The sequence below is a fragment of the Bacillus sp. FSL W8-0848 genome (assembly GCF_038007805.1).
GTDB lineage: Bacteria > Bacillota > Bacilli > Bacillales > Bacillaceae > Bacillus > Bacillus glycinifermentans.
Window position 1 is genome coordinate 958,679 of record NZ_JBBOYB010000001.1, and the last position, 18,822, is coordinate 977,500.

An 18,822-nucleotide genomic window follows, 5' to 3' on the forward strand; every position below is an offset into this window, starting at 1 on the left:
TTTCATGATTGATCTGAAAAATAAATTAGAGCAAAAAAATATTAAACAATTTCAAGAAGATTTAATTTCTTGGTATGAAAAAGAAAAACGGGATCTTCCGTGGCGTTCTGACAGCGATCCTTATAAAATATGGGTTTCCGAGGTCATGCTGCAGCAGACCAGAGTGGAGACGGTGATCCCGTATTTTAACAATTTCATCGAAAAGTTTCCGAACGTAAAGGCTCTGGCTGAAGCTGATGAAGAAAAGGTGCTGAAAGCCTGGGAAGGACTGGGCTACTATTCCCGTGTCCGGAATCTGCAAAGCGCAGTCAAAGAAGTGCATGAACGATACGGCGGAGTTGTTCCTTCCTCAAAAGAGGAATTTGGCGGTTTGAAAGGCGTAGGTCCTTATACGCGAGGAGCGGTGCTCAGCATCGCCTACAACCAGCCTGTACCGGCGGTCGACGGCAATGTGATGCGGGTGATGTCACGCATTCTTTCGATATGGGATGACATCGCAAAACCGAAAACCAAAACATTGTTTGAAAACATCGTTGAAGCCTTTATTTCTAAAGAGAAGCCTTCTGAATTCAATCAAGGGCTGATGGAGCTCGGCGCCATCATCTGCACGCCGAAATCGCCTTCCTGCCTTTTGTGTCCCGTCCGTGAACATTGTTCTGCTTTTGCGGAGGGGTGCGAAAAAGAGCTGCCCGTCAAAAGCAAAAAGAAAAAACCCGGGGTGAAAAGCCTTGCCGCTGTTGTTCTGACAGATGAAGAAGGCTCAGTCTACATCCATAAAAGGCCGGGATCAGGGCTGCTTGCGAACCTGTGGGAATTTCCGAATACAGAAACGCAAAAAGGCCTGAAAACAGAACGGGAGCAGCTTTCGGCATTTTTGAAGGAACAAGCCGGAGTCGATGCCGAAATCGGTCCTCTTGAAGGAGTCGTCGAACACGTCTTTACACACCTAGTCTGGAACATTTCCGTTTTCTTCGGGAAAACGCGCAATCAGCCGGATGATTCCTATTTGAAAAAAGTAACAATAGAAGAGCTTGATGAATACGCCTTCCCGGTATCACACCAGAAAATATGGAATATGTATATGAAATAGGCAGCTTGACCGTGCATGCTGCCCGTTAATCATACTGAATATCGGTGCCGTGCGTATAATCGGCTTCACGGCGGCTCAGACCGCCTCTTGTTTTAATCTCTTTTACAACCTCCACATATTCCGCATGTCCCTCTTCATTTAAGAAGGGCATCATTTGCTGGAAGGCGTGGTGGAAATAGAGGAGCTCCGCATCTTTCCATTCGTGCTTCGGCGTTTGATCGAGCTCGCTCATGTCACGTCCGACGTACATAAGGCGAAAGCCTCCTTTTGAAAAAATGGATGACATTATTTTGCAACGAATTGAAATAACTATACTAGGAGATGAATAAAAGATGGAACAAAGAAAATGCGCGCTTATTACAGGAAGCAGCAGGGGAGTCGGAAAAGCGGCTGCTCTGAGGCTCGCGAAAAACGGCTACAATATTGTCATTAACTATGCGAGAAGCAAAAAAGCAGCTTTGGAAACCGCTGAAGAAATCGAGCGTCTCGGCGTAAAAGCGCTTGTTGTCAAAGCGAACGTCGGCCAGCCGGCGAAAATTAAAGATATGTTTCAGCAAATCGACGAGGCGTTCGGCAGACTTGACATATTTGTCAACAATGCCGCATCAGGCGTTCTCCGCCCGGTTATGGAGCTTGAAGAAAGCCATTGGGACTGGACGATGAACATCAATGCCAAAGCTTTGCTTTTTTGCGCCCAGGAAGCGGCGAAACTGATGGAAAAAACAGGCGGCGGCCATATCGTCAGCATCAGCTCGCTCGGTTCGATCCGCTATTTGGAAAACTACACGACGGTCGGCGTATCAAAAGCTGCGCTTGAATCTCTGACAAGATATCTCGCTGTCGAGCTCTCGCCGAAAAATATCATCGTCAATGCCGTATCCGGCGGGGCAATTGACACAGACGCACTGAAGCATTTTCCAAACCGCGAGGAGCTTCTCGAAGATGCCCGGAAAAACACACCTGCCGGCCGCATGGTTGAGATCGATGACATGGTCGATGCGATCGAATTTTTGGCATCCGGAAAAGCGGATATGATCCGCGGCCAGACGATCATCGTTGACGGCGGCCGTTCCCTGCTCGTTTAAATTTTTGTGCATGAATGAATAGGATATCACCCGACTGCACAATCTAAGTGTCGTGGAGGTGATATACAATGGCTAACCAACAATCCAAAACAAACGCACAAAAAGTAAGACAACAAAACCAAGCTTCTGCACAAGGTGGTCAGTTCGGCACTGAATTTGCCAGCGAAACTGACGCGCAGCAAGTAAGACAAAATAACCAGCAAGCTGAGCAAAAGAAACAACAAAACAGCTAATCACTGAAACAGGAAAAAGCGCTTCACCATTCGGTTGAGGTGCTTTTTTCTTTGCGACAAAAATTCCGAATCTTAGGCAGAATCAGTCAAAGGACATTTCCCATGTATAGAGAAATGATACATAGGCAATAAATGGAGTAGAGCAAAGAATGGAGGATATCAATGCCGGAATTTGAAAACTTGGTTCAGGGCCAGATGGAGATTATGGACAAGTTGTTATACCTTCAGGCAGAGATTGAAAGATGCCAGGAGATCGAAAAAGAACTGATGGCCCTTGAAAAAAAAGCCCAGCTATTATCAATTCGGGAAGACATCTCCCAAAAACGAAGAGATCTCGCCGCTATTCAGGATTTGTTTCAAAAACAGACGGAACAGGTCATACAGGCTTACCAAAAAATCGAAGCCTAAAGTTTATCTTTATCGCTTTCCTGAAAAAAGAGCCATTCCTGGTCCGGAGTGGCTGTTTTATTTTCATTTTTTATTTTCAACCGTTATAATAAATAAAAGAACTGTCGGACAGGCGATGTGAAACACTGACTTGTAAGGCTTTTGCAAAGAAAGTAGGGGAGAAACATGGGCTTTCCCAAGGAAGGAGAAACCATTCAAATTCATAGCTACAAGCACAATGGGCAAATTCATCGAATATGGAGCGAAACGACGATATTAAAAGCAACGGAATTGTGCATCATCGGCGCCAACGACCGGACGGTGGTCACCGAATCAGACGGCCGGACATGGGTGACACGAGAGCCCGCCATTTGTTATTTCCATGCCAAGCAGTGGTTTAACGTCATCGGCATGCTTCGCGAAGACGGCATTTATTACTATTGCAACATCAGCTCGCCGTTTGCTTTGGACGATGAAGCCATCAAGTACATCGATTATGATCTGGACGTGAAAGTCTTTCCCGATATGACCTACCATATCCTTGATGAAGACGAATATGCAGACCATAAAAAAGCGATGAATTATCCGAAGGAAATAGACGGCATCTTAAGATACCATTTGAATACGCTGCTGCACTGGATTCACCAAAGGAAAGGGCCGTTTGCTCCGGAGTTTATCGATATTTGGTATGAACGGTATCTCCATTATACAAAATAAACCAACAAGCCTGTTGAGTATCAACAGGTTTTTTGCAGTGGACTCACACTATCAAAAATAGAGAGGGGGATGTGAGTGTGGGTATTATCAGAAGATATATGGAATTTGTCAAGCCGTATAAGTGGAAAATCATCGTTACAGTTCTGATCGGCATCATTAAATTTTCGATTCCTCTTGTTATTCCGCTCCTTTTGAAATATGTAGTCGATGACATTATTCAAGGAAACGGAACGGTCCAGGAAAAAACATCTTCACTATTTACCGTAATGGCGGTCGTGTTCGCCATTTTTTTGCTGCTCCGGCCGCCTGTCGAATACTACCGGCAGTATTTCGCGCAATGGACGGCAAGCAAGGTGCTGTATGATATCAGAGACAGGCTTTTTTCCCATATTCAAAGGCTAAGCCTCAGATATTATGCGAATACCCGCGCCGGCGAAATTATTTCAAGGGTGATCAATGACGTCGAACAGACAAAAGAATTCGTCATCATCGGGCTTATGAATGTTTGGCTTGATGTGATGACGATTTTTATCGCCATCGCCATCATGATGACGATGGATGTGAAGCTGACGATTATTTCGATCATTTTATTCCCGCTTTACGGGCTGTCGGTTAAATATTTTTACGGCAGGCTGAGGATCTTGACGAGGGAGCGGTCCCAGGCTTTGGCCCAAGTGCAGGGCCACCTTCATGAAAGGGTTCAGGGTATGCCTGTGATCAGAAGTTTTGCCATCGAAGAACACGAACAGAGGCAATTTGACAACGAAAATGGAAACTTCCTCGGCAAAGCGATCCGCCATACGGCATGGAACGCGAAAACGTTCGCAGTAGTCAACACGATTACAGACCTCGCACCGCTCATCATCATTACGGTTGCAGGATACCACGTGATTCACGGTTCGTTGACGGTCGGAACGATGGTAGCGTTTGTCGGGTATATCGAAAGGCTGTATAATCCGTTGAGGCGGCTTATTAATTCGTCGACAACATTGACCCAGTCCGTCGCATCGATGGACAGGCTGTTCGAATTCATCGATGAGCCGTATGAATTAAAGGATAAACCGAATGCTGTGAAAGCAGGCCGTTTAAAAGGCGTCGTCGAATTTAAAAACGTCTCGTTTCAATATGAGGAAACAAACGACATGATTTTGCAAAACCTGTCTTTAACGGCAAACCAGGGCGAAACGGTCGCACTCGTCGGCATGAGCGGAGGGGGGAAATCCACGCTCGTCAGCCTGATCCCGAGGTTCTACGATGTCACGTCAGGGAGTCTCTTAATCGACGGTGTAGACGTCCGGGATTACGAGGCGAGAAGTTTAAGAAACCAGATCGGCATGGTGCTGCAGGACACCTTTTTGTTCAGCGAATCGATCAGGGAAAACATTTCGATCGGAAATCCGGAGGCATCGATGGACCAAATCATTGAAGCGGCAAAGGCGGCGAATGCCCACGATTTCATTATGGAGCTGCCTGACGGTTATGAGACGAAGGTCGGTGAACGGGGAGTCAAGCTTTCAGGAGGGCAGAAGCAGCGGATTTCGATCGCACGGGTTTTCTTGAAAAACCCTCCGCTATTAATCCTGGATGAAGCCACCTCTGCGCTTGATCTTGAAAGCGAGCATTATATTCAAGAAGCGATGGAAAAGCTCGCGAAAGACCGGACGACTTTTATCGTCGCCCACAGGCTGTCAACGATCACGCACGCCGATAAAATCGTCGTGATTGAAAACGGACAAATCGCCGAAACGGGAACCCACGAGGAGTTAATGAACCGCGAAGGCCATTATAAGCATTTATTCACCATTCAAAAACTGAATTGATATAAAAGCCCGGCTTCAATGATATGCTCCCCTAAAGGTAGACAGATGAAATAAAAAAATCTGTTTGCCTTGGGGGAGTTTTTTCATGGCTGGAAAATGGTTTTCAAAAGAAGAAAAATTGAATATTCTATCAGAATGTGATCAGGGCAATAATTCGGTGAAGGAGATCGCAGAAAAATATGGCATTCATGCCGAAACGATTCGTGAATGGAGAACATCGCATGATATGGCGGGTGTGGAGAGTTTGGAACGTTCAAAGCGCCATAAGTTCTATCCCGCAGAATTAAAATACAATGCCGTGAAAGACTTCTTATCCGGACGCTACTCTCAAAGAGAAATCTCGAGAAAATATAAGATTTCCAGTAAATCCGTACTCATGAAGTGGGTTGAGCTTTATAATGGTCATAAAACGTTAAAAGACAGCGGGAGAGGAAGGAATCGTTTGATGACCAAACGGAAGAACGTTTCATTGGAAGAACGGATTGAGATTGCGAAGGATTGTCTAGCTCATGGAAAGGACTACGCCAGATCAATGGAGATTCATCAAGTCTCCTACCAACAGGTGTATCAATGGGTGAAAAAGTATCAAGAAGGTGGAGAAGAAGCCTTAAAAGATACACGGGGAAAACGCAAAACCGAAGAAGAACTGACACCTGAAGAAAAAATTCAACGGGAAAACAAACGGCTGGAACAGGAAAATGAGCGTTTGCGCGCAGAGAATGCGTTCTTAAAAAAGTTGGAAGAGATCAAAAGGAGGCGGTTCTAAGTCAGGTTCGGTACGAAGATCGATATCTCGCCATTTTAGAGCTGAATCGAAAAGAAGGCTTTTCTGTCCAAATGTTATGTGAGATTGCCGAAGTTTCGCGCCAGGGGTATTACAAATGGAGGAGCCGAGTACCTTCAGCGAGAGAAAAACAGAATGAAAAGATTATCGCCAAAATGGCGCTACTTCACGAACAAATTGGCGGTATCTACGGATACCGCAGAATGACCTTAAACATGAACCGCCGCTTTAAAGAGCGCCTCAATCATAAGCGCATCTATCGGCTGATGAAAATTGCCAAGCTGGAGTGTGTCATTCGGCGGAAGAAAAAACGTTACGGCAAAGCGACGCCTCAACATGTGTCCGAAAATATCCTGAATCGAGAGTTTAAAGCGGACAAACCAAATCAAAAATGGGTGACTGATGTGACAGAGCTAAAATACGGCCATCGGAAAGCGTACCTCAGTGCCATTTTAGATCTTCATGAGGGAATGGTCGTGTCTTATGTGCTGGGGAAATCCAATAATAACGCCCTTGTGTTTAAAACCTTGAACCAAGCGCTTGAGGCAGCCCCAAACGCACGTCCTCTCCTTCACAGCGACAGAGGTTTTCAATACACGTCCCACCAGTTTAGAAGGATGATTGAAAACGCAAATATGACACAGAGTATGTCCCGCGTCGGCCGCTGTATTGATAACGGCCCCATTGAGTCGTTTTGGGGGAAATTAAAATGCGAGAAATACAGACGGAATTCGTACGAGACATTTGAGGCACTTCAAAGCGCAATTGATGAATATATCCACTTTTACAACCACGATCGTCTACAAGAAAAACTAAACGGCCTCAGCCCAGTGGAATACAGGGCTAAAGCCGTCTAGTGTGTTTTAGTTATTTCCACTGTCTACTTGACAGGGTGCAGATCACAACGAAAGCCGGGCTTTTTTTCTCCCCTCCAAATTTCGTACATATTTCCTATCCCGTGTAAATACAATTTAAAAAATACAAGCATCCGGAGGTGAATATGTGACAAAAGAGAAATTGCTTGAAGTAGCGGATCTATCCGTTTCCTTTCAAAAGAAAAAGGCGGAAATCCCGATTGTTCAAGGCGTTTCTTTCACCCTCCATAAAGGTGAAATCGTTGGAGTCGTCGGTGAATCCGGCTGCGGCAAAAGCGTCACCTCCATGGCTTTGATGGGGCTGAATGCAAATGCTCATACAACGGGTAAAGTCCTGTTTCAGCAAAAGGATCTTCTTAAGCAGTCGGAAAAAGAATGGCGGCATATGCGCGGCAATGACATCGCAATGATCTTTCAAGAGCCGATGACCTCGCTCAACCCTCTTTTCACGATCGGAGATCAGCTCACAGAAGCTCTATCCAGCCACACTGACATTCACAAAAAGCAAGCGGACGAAAAAGCCGTTCGCATGCTGGAAACCGTCGGCCTTCCGAGACCGGAGCAGCTCATGAAACAGTACCCCCACGAATTATCAGGCGGCATGAGGCAGCGCGTTATGATCGCGATGGCTTTGATCTGCGATCCGAAGCTATTGATCGCAGATGAACCGACAACGGCTCTTGACGTCACCATCCAGGCTCAGATTCTTTCCCTTTTAAAGAAAATGAACGCAGAATTTGAAACAGCTATTCTTCTGATCACGCATGATCTCGGCGTTGTACACAACATTTGCGGGCGGGTGATGATCATGTATGCCGGCCGGATCGTTGAAAAAGGAAGCGTCACTGCCATTTTTAAAGATCCGAAGCATCCTTATACGAAAGGTCTGTTTGCTTCCATTCCCGCATTCACCGGCAAATCGGAGAGACTGACTTCGATTGAAGGACAAGTGCCTAAGCCGGGAACGATCAAAAAAGGCTGCATGTTCGCCCCGAGATGCCGGCACAAAACCGGCCGCTGCACGATAGAAGAACCGCTCCTGAAGAAACTGAACGATGAACACGCCGTACGGTGCTTTCTCTATGAGGAAGGAGGGACAAATGGATAACGAACTGTTGAACGTCAGCCGGCTGAAAACATATTACCCGGTTTCGCGGAAAAAAACGGTCAAAGCGGTAGATGATGTCTCATTTTCGGTGAAACAAGGGGAAACCTTGGGGGTTGTAGGAGAATCGGGCTGCGGCAAATCGACATTGGGTAAATCGATATTGCGGCTAACAGAACCGACGTCAGGCAAGGTGACCTTTCTTGGGAAAGAGATCACCGGACTCGGGCCAAAAGACCTTCGGAAGATGAGAAGACAGTTTCAGATGATTTTTCAGGACCCTTATGCTTCTTTAAACCCCCGCATGAAAATCAAAGACATTTTAGAAGAGCCGCTAATCGTCCATAAGCTCGGGACAAAGGCTGAAAGAAAAGAAGTCGTCCGGTCGATGCTCGGGATCGTCGGCCTGGATGCTTCGTATGGAGAGCGTTATGCTCACCAATTCAGCGGCGGCCAGAGGCAAAGAATCGGAATTGCAAAAGCGCTGATCACAAAGCCGAAGCTGATCATCGCCGATGAACCCGTTTCAGCGCTCGATGTGTCTGTACAGGCGCAGATTTTGAATCTCCTGTCAGACCTCCAGGAAGCTTTTTCATTAACCTTTCTCTTTATTTCGCATGATCTGGGGGTCGTCCGCTATATCAGCGACCGGGTGGCGGTCATGTATTTCGGAAAAATCGTCGAGATGGCTGAAGCAGATGCATTATTTAGAGCGCCGAAGCATCCGTATACGGAATCCCTTTTGGCTGCTGTGCCTGTTATCGGGAAGGGGGAAGCTGATGAAGCGGTGCCAGAGGGCCCGGCTCCGGCAATCAATGAAAAAGGGTGCCCTTTTTACGGCCGGTGCCGAAGGCGGGAAGCCAGGTGCAAGGATGCGGTGCCTATGCTGGAAGAAAAAACGGAAGGCCATTATGCCGCGTGCCATTTACTTTAGCTGAGGAGGCGATAGGATGAAAAGAAAACATTGGCTGAAAGGCCTGGGAATGCTGCTGGCTGTCTCCTTATTTTTAATGGGGTGTTCCGATTCAGAGAGCCAAAAAGAAGGAGGCGGTGCAAAAACCGGAAAAGATACGCTGATTTTCGGGAGAGGCGGTGATTCCACTTCGCTTGATCCGATAACGACGACAGAAGGCGAAGCGTTTAAAGTCACAACTAATATCTTTGAAACCTTGCTGAATTACGGAGAGCAGGACACGACGCTAAAACCGGGCTTGGCCGTCAAATGGGATGCTTCCGATGACGGGCTGACATACACGCTGCACTTGAGAAAAGACGTCAAATTTCACGACGGAACCGATTTTAATGCAGAGGCAGTCAAATACAACTTTGACAGGTGGATGAACGGAGACGAGGAAAAATTTCCTTATTACGGGATGTTCGGAGGCTACAAAAAAGATAAGGGGCACGTTATTAAAAATATAAAAATTCTCGATGATCATAAAATCCAATTTATTTTAAAACGGCCGCAGGCGCCGTTTCTAAAAAATCTCGCCATGACCTCATTTGGAATCGCAAGCCCTGAGGCAATTGAAAAATACGGGGACAAATTCAGGGAGCACCCGGTCGGAACGGGTCCGTATCAATTCGTAGAATGGAAGCCGAATGACCGCATTGTCCTTGAAAAGAATGAAGACTATTGGGATGAGGGGAAGCCGAAGCTGAAAAAGATCATTTTTAGAGCGATTCCGGAAAACTCGGCCCGTCTGAACGCGCTAAAAACCGGTGAGATCGATTTGATGGACGGCGTGAATCCGTCGGACATCGAAAGCATCAAAAGCGACCCCAATCTGAAAATAATTGAAAGGCCGTCGATGAATATCGGCTACCTCGGGCTGACGACAACGAGAAAGCCGCTTGACAATAAGCTTGTCCGCCAGGCGCTAAACCATGCCGTCGATAAGCAGGCGATCATCGATTCCTTCTACGGCGGGCGCGCAGACCCTGCGAAAAATCCTTTGCCTCCTTCGCTTGAAGGCTATAATGACAAGGTCGAGCCGTATCCGTACGATCTCAAAAAAGCAAAAGAGCTCTTGAAAGAAGCGGGCTACCCGGACGGATTCAGCATGGAGCTGTGGGCGATGCCTGTTCCCCGTCCATATATGCCTGACGGGATGAAAATCGCCGAGGTGATTCAAGCCGACTTTGCAAAAATCGGGGTCAAAGCGAAAATCGTCACTTATGACTGGGCCACGTATTTAGACAAAGCGAGCAAAGGCGAAGCCGATTCGTTTTTAATGGGCTGGACTGGCGACAACGGAGATCCCGATAATTTCCTCTATACGCTGCTTGACAAGGACAATATCGGGGGCAACAACTATACCTACTTCAGCAATGACAAGCTTCACGACATCTTGATCGAAGCCCAGTCAGATCCCGACCAGACTAAACGAAACAAGCTTTATGAAAAAGCGCAGGAGCTGATTCACGAAGAATCGCCGTGGATTCCGCTCGTTCACTCGACGCCGATTTTGGCCGGGGCGAAAGATATTGAAGGATACGTCCCTCACCCGACGGGGAGTGAAGTATTATCAGACGTACAATTTAAATAGTGCACAAGGTGGTGACAGCCGTTGCTTTCTTACTGTTTGAAGCGGACCGGCATGCTGATCCCCGTCCTTATCGGCATGACGCTGGTCGTCTTTTCCATCATCCGCTTTATACCGGGTAACCCCGCCCAGGTGATTCTCGGACAAAGGGCGACAAAAGAAGCAGTTGAGCAGCTGACTATGCAGCTTGGCCTTGATGAGCCCTGGTATATTCAATACGGAAGATATGTCGGAGATTTGCTGAGAGGGGATTTAGGAACCTCCATCCGCACAGGGGCGGCGATTACTAAAGAAATGCAGCCTTATTTGTTCGCCACCCTTGAGCTCGCTTTTTTTGCGATGCTGATCGCCGTACTCCTCGGCGTGAATGCGGGAATCGTCAGCGCCTGGTTCAAAAATTCGGTGTTTGACTATATGGCGATGCTGATCGCTTTAGTCGGCGTATCGATGCCGATTTTTTGGCTCGGGCTGATGGGGCAATGGTTTTTTTCAATCGAGCTTGGCTGGCTACCGACCACCGGAAGGGAGGATGTGAGAAACCCGGTTGATACGATTACCTATATTCATACGCTTGATACGCTGCTAAACGGGCGATTCGACCAGTTTGGAGAAACGATCCGCCACTTAATCCTTCCTGCATCCGCCCTGGCCACCATCCCCGCCGCGATTATCGCGAGAATTACGAGAGCGAGCATGATCGAGGTTCTTCAGTCCGATTATATCCGCACCGCAAAAGCAAAAGGCGTTCGTATGTTTTTCGTCATCTATAAGCACGGTTTAAAAAACGCGTTTATTCCGATTCTGACAGTCATCGGCCTGCAGACGGGACTTTTGCTAGGCGGCGCAATTTTAACGGAAACGATTTTTGCCTGGCCGGGCATCGGCCGGTACATTTATGATGCGATCAGCTATCGGGACTATCCGGTGATCCAATCGGGAATCCTTGTGATCGCCTTCATCTTCGTCATGATCAATTTCGTCGTCGATCTGTTGTATGCCGTCATCGATCCGAGAATTAAATATTAGGAGGCGGTGAAATATGGATGTGCTGCAAGATGAACGCCGGGAGGGAGAAGAGAAAAGCCGCTCTCTTCTTGCGGAAAACGTTCAGCGGTTTTTCGATCATAAGCTTGCTGCGGCCGGCAGCATTCTGGTCGCAGCGTTTATCCTGTTGGCCATTTTCGCGCCGCTGATCGCTCCATACGGGTTAAACGATCAGTCGCTATCAGAAAGGCTTGCTCCGCCGTCTGCCGAACACCTTTTTGGAACGGACGATTTCGGCAGGGACATTTTCTCAAGGGTGCTGCACGGAGCAAGGCTCTCCCTCTGGGTCGGATTTTTCTCCTGCTTAGGGTCAGCCGTTGCCGGAACGCTCTTGGGCCTGATTGCGGGTTTTTACGGCAAATGGGCGGACGGGCTGATCTCAAGGATATTTGACATCATGCTCGCGTTTCCCAGCATCCTTCTTGCGATTGCGATCGTCGCCATTCTCGGGCCATCGCTTGAGAACGCGCTGATTGCGATTGCCATCATCAATATTCCGACGTTTGGAAGGCTCGTCCGTTCGAAAGTGCTCAGTATCAGGCAGGAGGAGTATATTCTGTCTGCGAGAGCCGTCGGTATGTCCAACATCCGCTTGATGTTCAAGCATATTCTCCCAAACAGCATGGCGCCTGTTATCGTGCAAGCAACGCTCAATATCGGAACTGCGATTATTGAAGCCGCGGCTCTCGGCTTTTTAGGATTGGGGGCTCAGGCTCCAAATCCCGAATGGGGGAAAATGCTTGCCGACGCCCGCCCTTATTTGGCACAGGCTCCGTGGACCTTGTTTTTTCCGGGGATTTCAATCATGCTGGCGGTGCTCGGCTTTAATTTAATGGGCGACGGGCTCCGCGACACGCTTGATCCGAAAACGAAAGAAGGGAAATAAAAAACCCGGTTAACGCTTTCGTTAACCGGGGCCTTTCATTTAATCATCATCGACTTCCAGCTCGCTGTCTTCGCGGTGATACGTTTGGAAGCTTGAGATCAGCGTTTCCAAATGGCAGAGCTGTTCACGGTATTCCACGGCGCTCGCCATGATGGTCAGCATATTGTAATCCAGCAGTTCCTCCTTTAATTTATCCTGGTTTTTCAGGAACGATTCGGTCAAATGCTGTTTGTATACGTCTCCTTCTTCGAGAAGGTCTTCGTTTTCATGCGTTTTGATCCTGCCGACAAACCGCATCAAAATCCGCTCGTGCCAATGCAGAAGATAATCGAGTTCTTCGATCAGCGTATTCTGGAATTCCTCCGGCATGTGATAAAAATCGTTTTCAAGCCGGTGCAGCTTTTTCAGTGTATCAAGCGCGCGGTTTGACGCGATAATCGCCTGTCTGAAAAGGACGAGCTTTCTTGACTTCACGTATGTGGTACGTTTTAAATAGCTCCGTTCTTCTTTGTAAAGCAAGTAAAGATGGTCGACTTTCATCATTTTTTCTTTCAGTTTTTCGATGTCTTCTTTCAGCATGGTGTGCTCTGTCGTTTTCCGCGTCAACAGCCGGATCCATTTTATCACTTCGTCCGTGTTTTCGACGATATGGCTGACGAGCTTTGTTTCGTATTTAGGCGGCAAAAAGATCAGGTTGACAAGGAACGCGGACAGAACGCCCAAGATGACCGTTGCAGTCCTGATCAATGCGAACATCAAAAAGTTGTCGCCTGAGCTTTCCAGTATGGCAATAACGGTAACAAGAGCAATCGAAATCGTGTTCTCGATCTTCAGTTTTAAGTTAATCGTAATGACAATAACCGCCGTCAACCCGATAATAATCGGACTGGGTTCAAAAATAAGACCAAAAATGATAGCTGTCGCTGCTCCGATAATATTCGCCTGCACTTGATCGACAATCGTCAAAAATGAACGATAGATCGAAGGCTGGATCGCAAAAATGGCCGCAATACCGGCAAAAATCGGGGCCGGCAGGCCGATCCAAGCCGCGAGGTATAGAGCGAGCGTAATGGCAATGCCTGTTTTGAAAATACGGGCACCTAGTTTCATTAGGCTTTACTTGCATCCCTTTCTATAATAAATTCGTTATTTCTGCTAATTTGCCAAACAATAAAGTAATATACAGCGATCTCCGGAAATATTCAACCCATTTTTAAGAAAAAACAAAGCGTTGTCAAAAAACTGCTCCGATAATGTTCAAATGTATAAAAAAGAGAGCAAACATGCTCCCTTTATCACACCTGCTGTTTCAATTGTTTGAACGATTCATCGACGGCCTCAAGCGTATCCGCGATATCTTTTTCCGTATGCGCGATCGTGATAAACCACGCTTCGTATTTTGAAGGGGCGAGGTTGATTCCCCGTTCCAGCATCAGCTTGAAAAATGCGGCAAACTTTTCACCGTCGGTATTTTCGGCCTGTTCGTAATTCTCGACTTTCTCCGTTGTAAAATAGACGGTGAGCGCCCCTTTCAAACGATTGACAGTGATGTCGATGCCGTGCGTTTCGGCATGTTTTAAGATTCCCTTTTCAAGCATGGCGCCGAGACGGTCCAGCTTCTCGTACGTTCCTTTTTCTTTCAGGACTTCAAGACAGGCGATGCCCGATAAAATCGACGCCGGGTTACCAGCCATTGTACCGGCTTGATATGCGGGACCGAGCGGGGCAACCTGCTCCATAATTTCCTTCTTGCCTCCGTAAGCGCCGATCGGCAGCCCGCCGCCGATGATTTTGCCGAGCGCGGTCAGATCAGGCTTAACGCCAAGCAGGTCCTGTGCTCCGCCATACATGAAACGGAAGGCGGTAATGACTTCGTCATAAATGACCAGTGCACCGGCGTCGTGAGTCAGCTGATTCACCTGTTCGAGAAAGCCGCTTTTCGGTTCAACGATCCCGAAGTTTCCGACGATCGGTTCAACGAGTACCGCGGCGACGTCGTCGCCCCATTTATCAAGAGCTTCTTTATAGCTGTCAATATCATTGAAAGGAACGGTGATCACTTCGTTTGCGATGCTTTTCGGAACCCCGGCGGAATCAGGCGTGCCGAGCGTTGAAGGACCTGACCCGGCGGCGACCAGCACGAGATCGGAGTGGCCGTGGTAGCAGCCGGCGAATTTGATGATCTTCGTCCTTCCGGTATACGCGCGGGCGACGCGAATCGTCGTCATGACCGCTTCCGTTCCTGAATTGACGAATCTCACTTTATCCAAAGAAGGGATGGCTTCCTTCAGCATCTTGGCAAATGTGACTTCGTGCTTTGTCGGCGTACCGTAAAGCACGCCGTTTTCCGCCGCTGTTTGAATGGCCTTTGTAACGTGCGGGTGCGCATGTCCGGTAATAATCGGCCCGTATGCCGCGAGATAGTCTATGTACTTATTCCCGTCAACATCCCAAAAATAGGCGCCCTTCGCTTTTTCCATCGCGACCGGAGACCCTCCGCCCACAGCTTTGTACGACCGTGACGGACTGTTGACGCCGCCTACTATATGTTGAAGAGCTTCTTCATGAAGCTTTTCCGATTGTGTATGCTGCATAATATCCTCCTCATTTCTATAAAGCCTCTGTCTATAGCTATATTGTAACACGTTGTGATCGGAGAGCAAAAATGAAGCGGCGGCGATTTGAACACGAGGGAACTGTTTTTTATAATGAGAAGAAGCAAACGATTAAAATAAACAGGAGGCAAAGCAATGACTGTAGAAATTGGACAAAAGGTGCCTGATATCGAACTGCTGGGCGACCATGGCGAAAAAGTGAAATTGTCAGATTTTCAAGGGAAATATATCGTGCTCTATTTTTATCCGAAGGATATGACGCCAGGATGTACGACCGAAGCATGCGATTTCAGGGACAGCCACCAAAGCTTTGCGGAGCTTGATGCCGTCATTATCGGCGTCAGCCCGGATGATCAGGGAAGACATGAAAAATTTAAAGAAAAACACGATCTTCCGTTTCTGCTGCTTGTCGATGATGAACATAAGCTAGCCGAAGCGTTTGACGTATGGAAGCTAAAAAAGAACTTCGGCAAAGAATACATGGGAATCGAACGCTCAACCTTTCTCATCGATAAAGAAGGCCGCCTTGTAAAAGAATGGCGAAAAGTAAAGGTGAAAGATCACGTTGCAGAGGCTCTTCAAGCTGTAAAAGAGGTTTCTGAAAAATAAGAACGGCAAGGGGCCGGACCATTATCAGGTCAGGCCCTGTTTGCCGGGTACATAATTGGCCGGCTGTTAGACCATCATGTAAATATAGAGCGGATTTAACCTGAAAAATGGGGATTTCGAGAGGGATTGGAATTGACAAAGATTCTAATCAGGAGTTACACTATTTATAAACGTTATAATATAAGAATTTTTTTTAGAAGTGAGGTGCATGACGATGGCTGAACATAACCTGAAAGAAGCGTTGGAAGCGTTGAAGGAAACCGGGGTGCGAATTACTCCTCAACGTCATGCCATTCTGGAATTCCTCGTAAATTCTATGTCTCATCCAACTGCCGATGATATATATAAAGCGCTTGAAGGAAAATTTCCAAACATGAGCGTCGCAACGGTTTATAACAATTTACGGGTTTTTAAGGAATCAGGGCTCGTTAAAGAATTGACATACGGAGATTCTTCAAGCCGGTTTGACTTTGTGACTTCCGAGCATTATCATGCGATTTGTGAGCGCTGCGGAAAGATCGTGGACTTTCATTACCCTGGGCTCGACGAAGTAGAGCAGCTCGCTTCACACGTGACAGGATTTAAAGTCAGTCACCATAGACTGGAAATATACGGTTTGTGTCAGGAATGCGATAAAAAAGAAAGCCATTAAAAAGAGCTGGCCGCTTTTTTAACGGTCAGCTTATTTTTGTTTCAGAGCTTTTCGATTATACGATTCATTAAATTCCTTACCTTCAAGGTTTTTATCAAGAGTAAGAGGTTCCCTGCAGTGCATGCACATATCGACCCGGCCGAGGATCTTGGTCGGCTGTTCGCAGTTCGGACAGATGACTTTGACCGCTTTTGTCGAAAGCATTCCTATCCAAAAATAAACCGCAGTGCTTAACATGATAGACAATACCCCCAAGAGCATAAACACCGACATCACTAAGACCGACGACCTGAAAAAGATTCCGACGTACATAATGATGAAACCGACAAATACCAAGCTTAACGCAAACGTTCTGATTTTGTTGATTTTGCTAGAATATTTCGCCATATCCATCCCCCTCTCTCTAATATAGCATATTGAAGATGTGATATTCTTTAATAAATTGGAACTTTTTTATAGAGAGTTTCCGGGGAATTGATTATAATAATTCAATGTGTTTTCAAAATAAAGGAGTTTTTACTGGCTCGTAGAAGTAGGTAGAAAACGAAAGAGAAGCATTTTGAGCAATGTATTTTACATCGTATTGGAGGAATGGTGATGGAAAATCTTCTCCGTCCGATTTACCAGGAAAGAGCAAGCCGCCCTGATACTTTAGCTGTTATGATTATTGAGAGGAGAAACCAAACCTCATCTGCAACAGATAACTTTGATGCGGCATTATTAGTGATTGTAAGCAAAGCCGAGGAACCGATATTTGTGAAGCATTACGAATTCGACGGAAAAACGGCTTCTCTTCATATCATTTCCGTTGAACAGCTCCAGGAATGGATTTTGCTCGGCACAAACAGAAGAATAATAGATTGGATTCTGAACGGGAAAGTTCTCTTTGACCGAAATGAATATATCGCAAAGCTGATTGAGCAGCTTAATACGTTTCCTTTTTCAGAACGGAAACTGAAAATCGGACTTGAATACGGAAAGTTAATCAGAAGGTATATAGAAGGAAAAGCGTTTTTTGAAGAGGATCAGTTTTTGGATGCATACAATTCAATCGTGCATGCTTTGCACCATTTAGCCAGAATCGAAGTCATAGATAAAGGCTTTCATCCCGAAGTAACGGTTTGGAATCAGGTCCGGCATATGGAGCCGCAGGTGTACAAGCTGTATAAAGAACTGGTAGAAAGCAACGAAAGCCTGCAAAAAAGGCTTGAGTTATTGTTCCTCGCAAGCGATTTTCTCATTCATTCAAAAGCCGAAGTCGGCGCTCAGCATATTTTGGATGTGATGAGCGAAAAAAGCGTATGGCAATTTGCCGAATTGCTGACACACCCAGAGCTCACATATTTTACGGCAGACCTCGGAGTCATCCTCGAGTTTTTGGCCGAAAAAGACCTGGTGGGTATAGAGCCAATTGAAACAAAGGGTCAAAAAATTTTTCACCGGGGATATTTTATCAAAAAAAGTGTTGACTCTGATTCGTGATGGTGGTATATTATTAGACGTCGCTGTTAGCGAAACGTTTTTTTACGAAAGCAGCAGCGACTGAAAAAAATAAAAAACATTTGACACACTTAGTTGAAAATGTTATACTAATAAAGTCGCTTCTTGATGAGGCGGAAATGATCTTTGAAAACTAAACAAGACAAAACGTACCTGTTAATTCAAATAAATCGCACATAAACGTGCGTAGTCATTTTCAAACAGGCCTGCACGATGCAGGTCATGCAGATGTCGTCACAGGATGTGACGAACTTAATCTGCGTTCCATTTTATGGAGAGTTTGATCCTGGCTCAGGACGAACGCTGGCGGCGTGCCTAATACATGCAAGTCGAGCGGACCGACGGGAGCTTGCTCCCTTAGGTCAGCGGCGGACGGGTGAGTAACACGTGGGTAACCTGCCTGTAAGACTGGGATAACTCCGGGAAACCGGGGCTAATACCGGATGCTTGTTTGAACCGCATGGTTCAAACATAAAAGGTGGCTTTTCGCTACCACTTACAGATGGACCCGCGGCGCATTAGCTAGTTGGTGGGGTAACGGCTCACCAAGGCGACGATGCGTAGCCGACCTGAGAGGGTGATCGGCCACACTGGGACTGAGACACGGCCCAGACTCCTACGGGAGGCAGCAGTAGGGAATCTTCCGCAATGGACGAAAGTCTGACGGAGCAACGCCGCGTGAGTGATGAAGGTTTTCGGATCGTAAAACTCTGTTGTTAGGGAAGAACAAGTACCGTTCGAACAGGGCGGTACCTTGACGGTACCTAACCAGAAAGCCACGGCTAACTACGTGCCAGCAGCCGCGGTAATACGTAGGTGGCAAGCGTTGTCCGGAATTATTGGGCGTAAAGCGCGCGCAGGCGGTTCTTTAAGT

General features: G+C 46.8%; 18 protein-coding genes, 1 rRNA gene and 1 pseudogene (1 of these 20 running past the window's edge). 16 read left to right on the top strand and 4 right to left on the bottom strand.

Translation table 11 applies throughout. The features are described 5' to 3' along the window. The first annotated feature begins 4 nt into the window (after nucleotides 1–4). Complete coding sequence (gene mutY / locus NSQ39_RS04980; RefSeq protein ID WP_046130965.1) at nucleotides 5–1,090, top strand: A/G-specific adenine glycosylase; 1,086 nt, start codon at nucleotides 5–7, stop codon at nucleotides 1,088–1,090. Nucleotides 1,091–1,115: 25 nt separating this feature from the next. Here the strand turns inward: mutY and NSQ39_RS04985 are convergent, their stop codons facing one another. Beyond that, entirely contained in the window at nucleotides 1,116–1,340 is a 225-nt protein-coding gene (locus tag NSQ39_RS04985; RefSeq protein WP_046130964.1) for a hypothetical protein, read from the bottom strand. An 82-nt stretch (nucleotides 1,341–1,422) separates the two neighbouring features. On the opposite strand from NSQ39_RS04985, the gene fabL reads away from it, so the two are divergent. The 11 genes and pseudogenes from fabL (at nucleotide 1,423) to NSQ39_RS05040 (ending at nucleotide 12,572) form a co-directional block, all read left to right on the top strand. Next, nucleotides 1,423–2,175 (top strand): enoyl-[acyl-carrier-protein] reductase FabL, encoded by a 753-nt coding sequence (fabL, locus tag NSQ39_RS04990; protein WP_046130963.1) that lies wholly within the window; start codon nucleotides 1,423–1,425, stop codon nucleotides 2,173–2,175. Between the two features lie 83 nt (nucleotides 2,176–2,258). Beyond that, nucleotides 2,259–2,408: pseudogene (locus NSQ39_RS04995) on the top strand (gamma-type small acid-soluble spore protein); the annotation flags it as partial. 162 nt (nucleotides 2,409–2,570) lie between these two features. After that, entirely contained in the window at nucleotides 2,571–2,816 is a 246-nt protein-coding gene (locus tag NSQ39_RS05000) for a YgaB family protein (protein ID WP_046130962.1), read from the top strand. Between the two features lie 165 nt (nucleotides 2,817–2,981). Then, nucleotides 2,982–3,512, top strand: coding sequence for a nucleoside tri-diphosphate phosphatase (gene ntdP / locus NSQ39_RS05005; RefSeq protein ID WP_046130961.1), 531 nt, complete (start codon nucleotides 2,982–2,984; stop codon nucleotides 3,510–3,512). Nucleotides 3,513–3,589: 77 nt separating this feature from the next. Continuing rightward, nucleotides 3,590–5,332: an ABC transporter ATP-binding protein gene (locus NSQ39_RS05010; RefSeq protein ID WP_175076869.1), complete on the top strand. Its 1,743-nt coding sequence runs from the start codon at nucleotides 3,590–3,592 to the stop codon at nucleotides 5,330–5,332. Nucleotides 5,333–5,417: 85 nt separating this feature from the next. Then, nucleotides 5,418–6,973, top strand: a protein-coding gene (locus NSQ39_RS05015; RefSeq protein WP_341014364.1) for an IS3 family transposase whose coding sequence is annotated in 2 segments (ribosomal slippage) — nucleotides 5,418–6,075 and nucleotides 6,075–6,973 — 1,557 coding nt in all. Because the reading frame shifts where the segments join, the coding sequence is not laid out codon by codon here. 145 nt (nucleotides 6,974–7,118) lie between these two features. After that, nucleotides 7,119–8,099 carry an ABC transporter ATP-binding protein gene (locus NSQ39_RS05020; protein WP_175077625.1) on the top strand — a complete coding sequence of 327 codons (981 nt, stop codon included), beginning with the start codon at nucleotides 7,119–7,121 and terminating at the stop codon, nucleotides 8,097–8,099. After that, nucleotides 8,092–9,030, top strand: a complete 939-nt coding sequence (locus NSQ39_RS05025; RefSeq protein WP_046132229.1) for an ABC transporter ATP-binding protein — start codon at nucleotides 8,092–8,094, stop codon at nucleotides 9,028–9,030. The genes NSQ39_RS05020 and NSQ39_RS05025 overlap by 8 nt, the downstream gene beginning before the upstream one ends. 16 nt (nucleotides 9,031–9,046) lie before the next feature. Then, complete coding sequence (locus NSQ39_RS05030) at nucleotides 9,047–10,645, top strand: ABC transporter substrate-binding protein (RefSeq protein ID WP_175077626.1); 1,599 nt, start codon at nucleotides 9,047–9,049, stop codon at nucleotides 10,643–10,645. Between the two features lie 21 nt (nucleotides 10,646–10,666). Beyond that, nucleotides 10,667–11,668, top strand: a complete 1,002-nt coding sequence (locus NSQ39_RS05035) for an ABC transporter permease (RefSeq protein ID WP_046132227.1) — start codon at nucleotides 10,667–10,669, stop codon at nucleotides 11,666–11,668. 13 nt (nucleotides 11,669–11,681) lie between these two features. After that, nucleotides 11,682–12,572: an ABC transporter permease gene (locus NSQ39_RS05040; RefSeq protein WP_175077627.1), complete on the top strand. Its 891-nt coding sequence runs from the start codon at nucleotides 11,682–11,684 to the stop codon at nucleotides 12,570–12,572. Nucleotides 12,573–12,611: 39 nt separating this feature from the next. Here the strand turns inward: NSQ39_RS05040 and NSQ39_RS05045 are convergent, their stop codons facing one another. Further along, complete coding sequence (locus tag NSQ39_RS05045; protein ID WP_046132225.1) at nucleotides 12,612–13,682, bottom strand: FUSC family protein; 1,071 nt, start codon at nucleotides 13,680–13,682, stop codon at nucleotides 12,612–12,614. A gap of 185 nt (nucleotides 13,683–13,867) precedes the next feature. Further along, nucleotides 13,868–15,166 (bottom strand): glutamate-1-semialdehyde 2,1-aminomutase, encoded by a 1,299-nt coding sequence (locus tag NSQ39_RS05050; RefSeq protein ID WP_175077628.1) that lies wholly within the window; start codon nucleotides 15,164–15,166, stop codon nucleotides 13,868–13,870. Nucleotides 15,167–15,322: 156 nt separating this feature from the next. Here NSQ39_RS05050 and bcp point away from each other — a divergent pair, with 156 nt between their 5' ends. After that, nucleotides 15,323–15,796: a thioredoxin-dependent thiol peroxidase gene (bcp, locus tag NSQ39_RS05055; protein WP_046132223.1), complete on the top strand. Its 474-nt coding sequence runs from the start codon at nucleotides 15,323–15,325 to the stop codon at nucleotides 15,794–15,796. A 214-nt stretch (nucleotides 15,797–16,010) separates the two neighbouring features. Continuing rightward, nucleotides 16,011–16,448 (top strand): peroxide-responsive transcriptional repressor PerR, encoded by a 438-nt coding sequence (gene perR, locus NSQ39_RS05060; RefSeq protein WP_003179961.1) that lies wholly within the window; start codon nucleotides 16,011–16,013, stop codon nucleotides 16,446–16,448. A gap of 30 nt (nucleotides 16,449–16,478) precedes the next feature. On the opposite strand, the gene NSQ39_RS05065 is transcribed toward perR, so the two are convergent. Then, nucleotides 16,479–16,835 (bottom strand): YgzB family protein, encoded by a 357-nt coding sequence (locus tag NSQ39_RS05065; protein ID WP_046132222.1) that lies wholly within the window; start codon nucleotides 16,833–16,835, stop codon nucleotides 16,479–16,481. Between the two features lie 210 nt (nucleotides 16,836–17,045). Here NSQ39_RS05065 and NSQ39_RS05070 point away from each other — a divergent pair, with 210 nt between their 5' ends. Both NSQ39_RS05070 and NSQ39_RS05075 read left to right on the top strand, forming a co-directional pair. Next, a complete protein-coding gene (locus NSQ39_RS05070) occupies nucleotides 17,046–17,930 on the top strand; it encodes a nucleotidyltransferase-like protein (protein ID WP_046132221.1) in 885 nt (294 codons plus the stop codon). Nucleotides 17,931–18,216: 286 nt separating this feature from the next. Beyond that, a 16S ribosomal RNA gene (locus NSQ39_RS05075) occupies nucleotides 18,217–18,822 on the top strand (it continues 944 nt past the right edge of the window).

Coding starts and splice junctions, on each gene's coding strand:
- NSQ39_RS05000 (WP_046130962.1), top strand. CDS start 2,571: ATGCCGGAATTTGAAAACTTGGTTCAGGGCCAGATGGAGATTATGGAC.
- NSQ39_RS04985 (WP_046130964.1), bottom strand. CDS start 1,340: ATGTACGTCGGACGTGACATGAGCGAGCTCGATCAAACGCCGAAGCAC.
- NSQ39_RS05070 (WP_046132221.1), top strand. CDS start 17,046: ATGGAAAATCTTCTCCGTCCGATTTACCAGGAAAGAGCAAGCCGCCCT.
- NSQ39_RS05045 (WP_046132225.1), bottom strand. CDS start 13,682: ATGAAACTAGGTGCCCGTATTTTCAAAACAGGCATTGCCATTACGCTC.
- fabL (WP_046130963.1), top strand. CDS start 1,423: ATGGAACAAAGAAAATGCGCGCTTATTACAGGAAGCAGCAGGGGAGTC.
- NSQ39_RS05065 (WP_046132222.1), bottom strand. CDS start 16,835: ATGGCGAAATATTCTAGCAAAATCAACAAAATCAGAACGTTTGCGTTA.
- mutY (WP_046130965.1), top strand. CDS start 5: ATGATTGATCTGAAAAATAAATTAGAGCAAAAAAATATTAAACAATTT.
- perR (WP_003179961.1), top strand. CDS start 16,011: ATGGCTGAACATAACCTGAAAGAAGCGTTGGAAGCGTTGAAGGAAACC.
- NSQ39_RS05030 (WP_175077626.1), top strand. CDS start 9,047: ATGAAAAGAAAACATTGGCTGAAAGGCCTGGGAATGCTGCTGGCTGTC.
- NSQ39_RS05040 (WP_175077627.1), top strand. CDS start 11,682: ATGGATGTGCTGCAAGATGAACGCCGGGAGGGAGAAGAGAAAAGCCGC.
- NSQ39_RS05050 (WP_175077628.1), bottom strand. CDS start 15,166: ATGCAGCATACACAATCGGAAAAGCTTCATGAAGAAGCTCTTCAACAT.
- NSQ39_RS05025 (WP_046132229.1), top strand. CDS start 8,092: ATGGATAACGAACTGTTGAACGTCAGCCGGCTGAAAACATATTACCCG.
- ntdP (WP_046130961.1), top strand. CDS start 2,982: ATGGGCTTTCCCAAGGAAGGAGAAACCATTCAAATTCATAGCTACAAG.
- bcp (WP_046132223.1), top strand. CDS start 15,323: ATGACTGTAGAAATTGGACAAAAGGTGCCTGATATCGAACTGCTGGGC.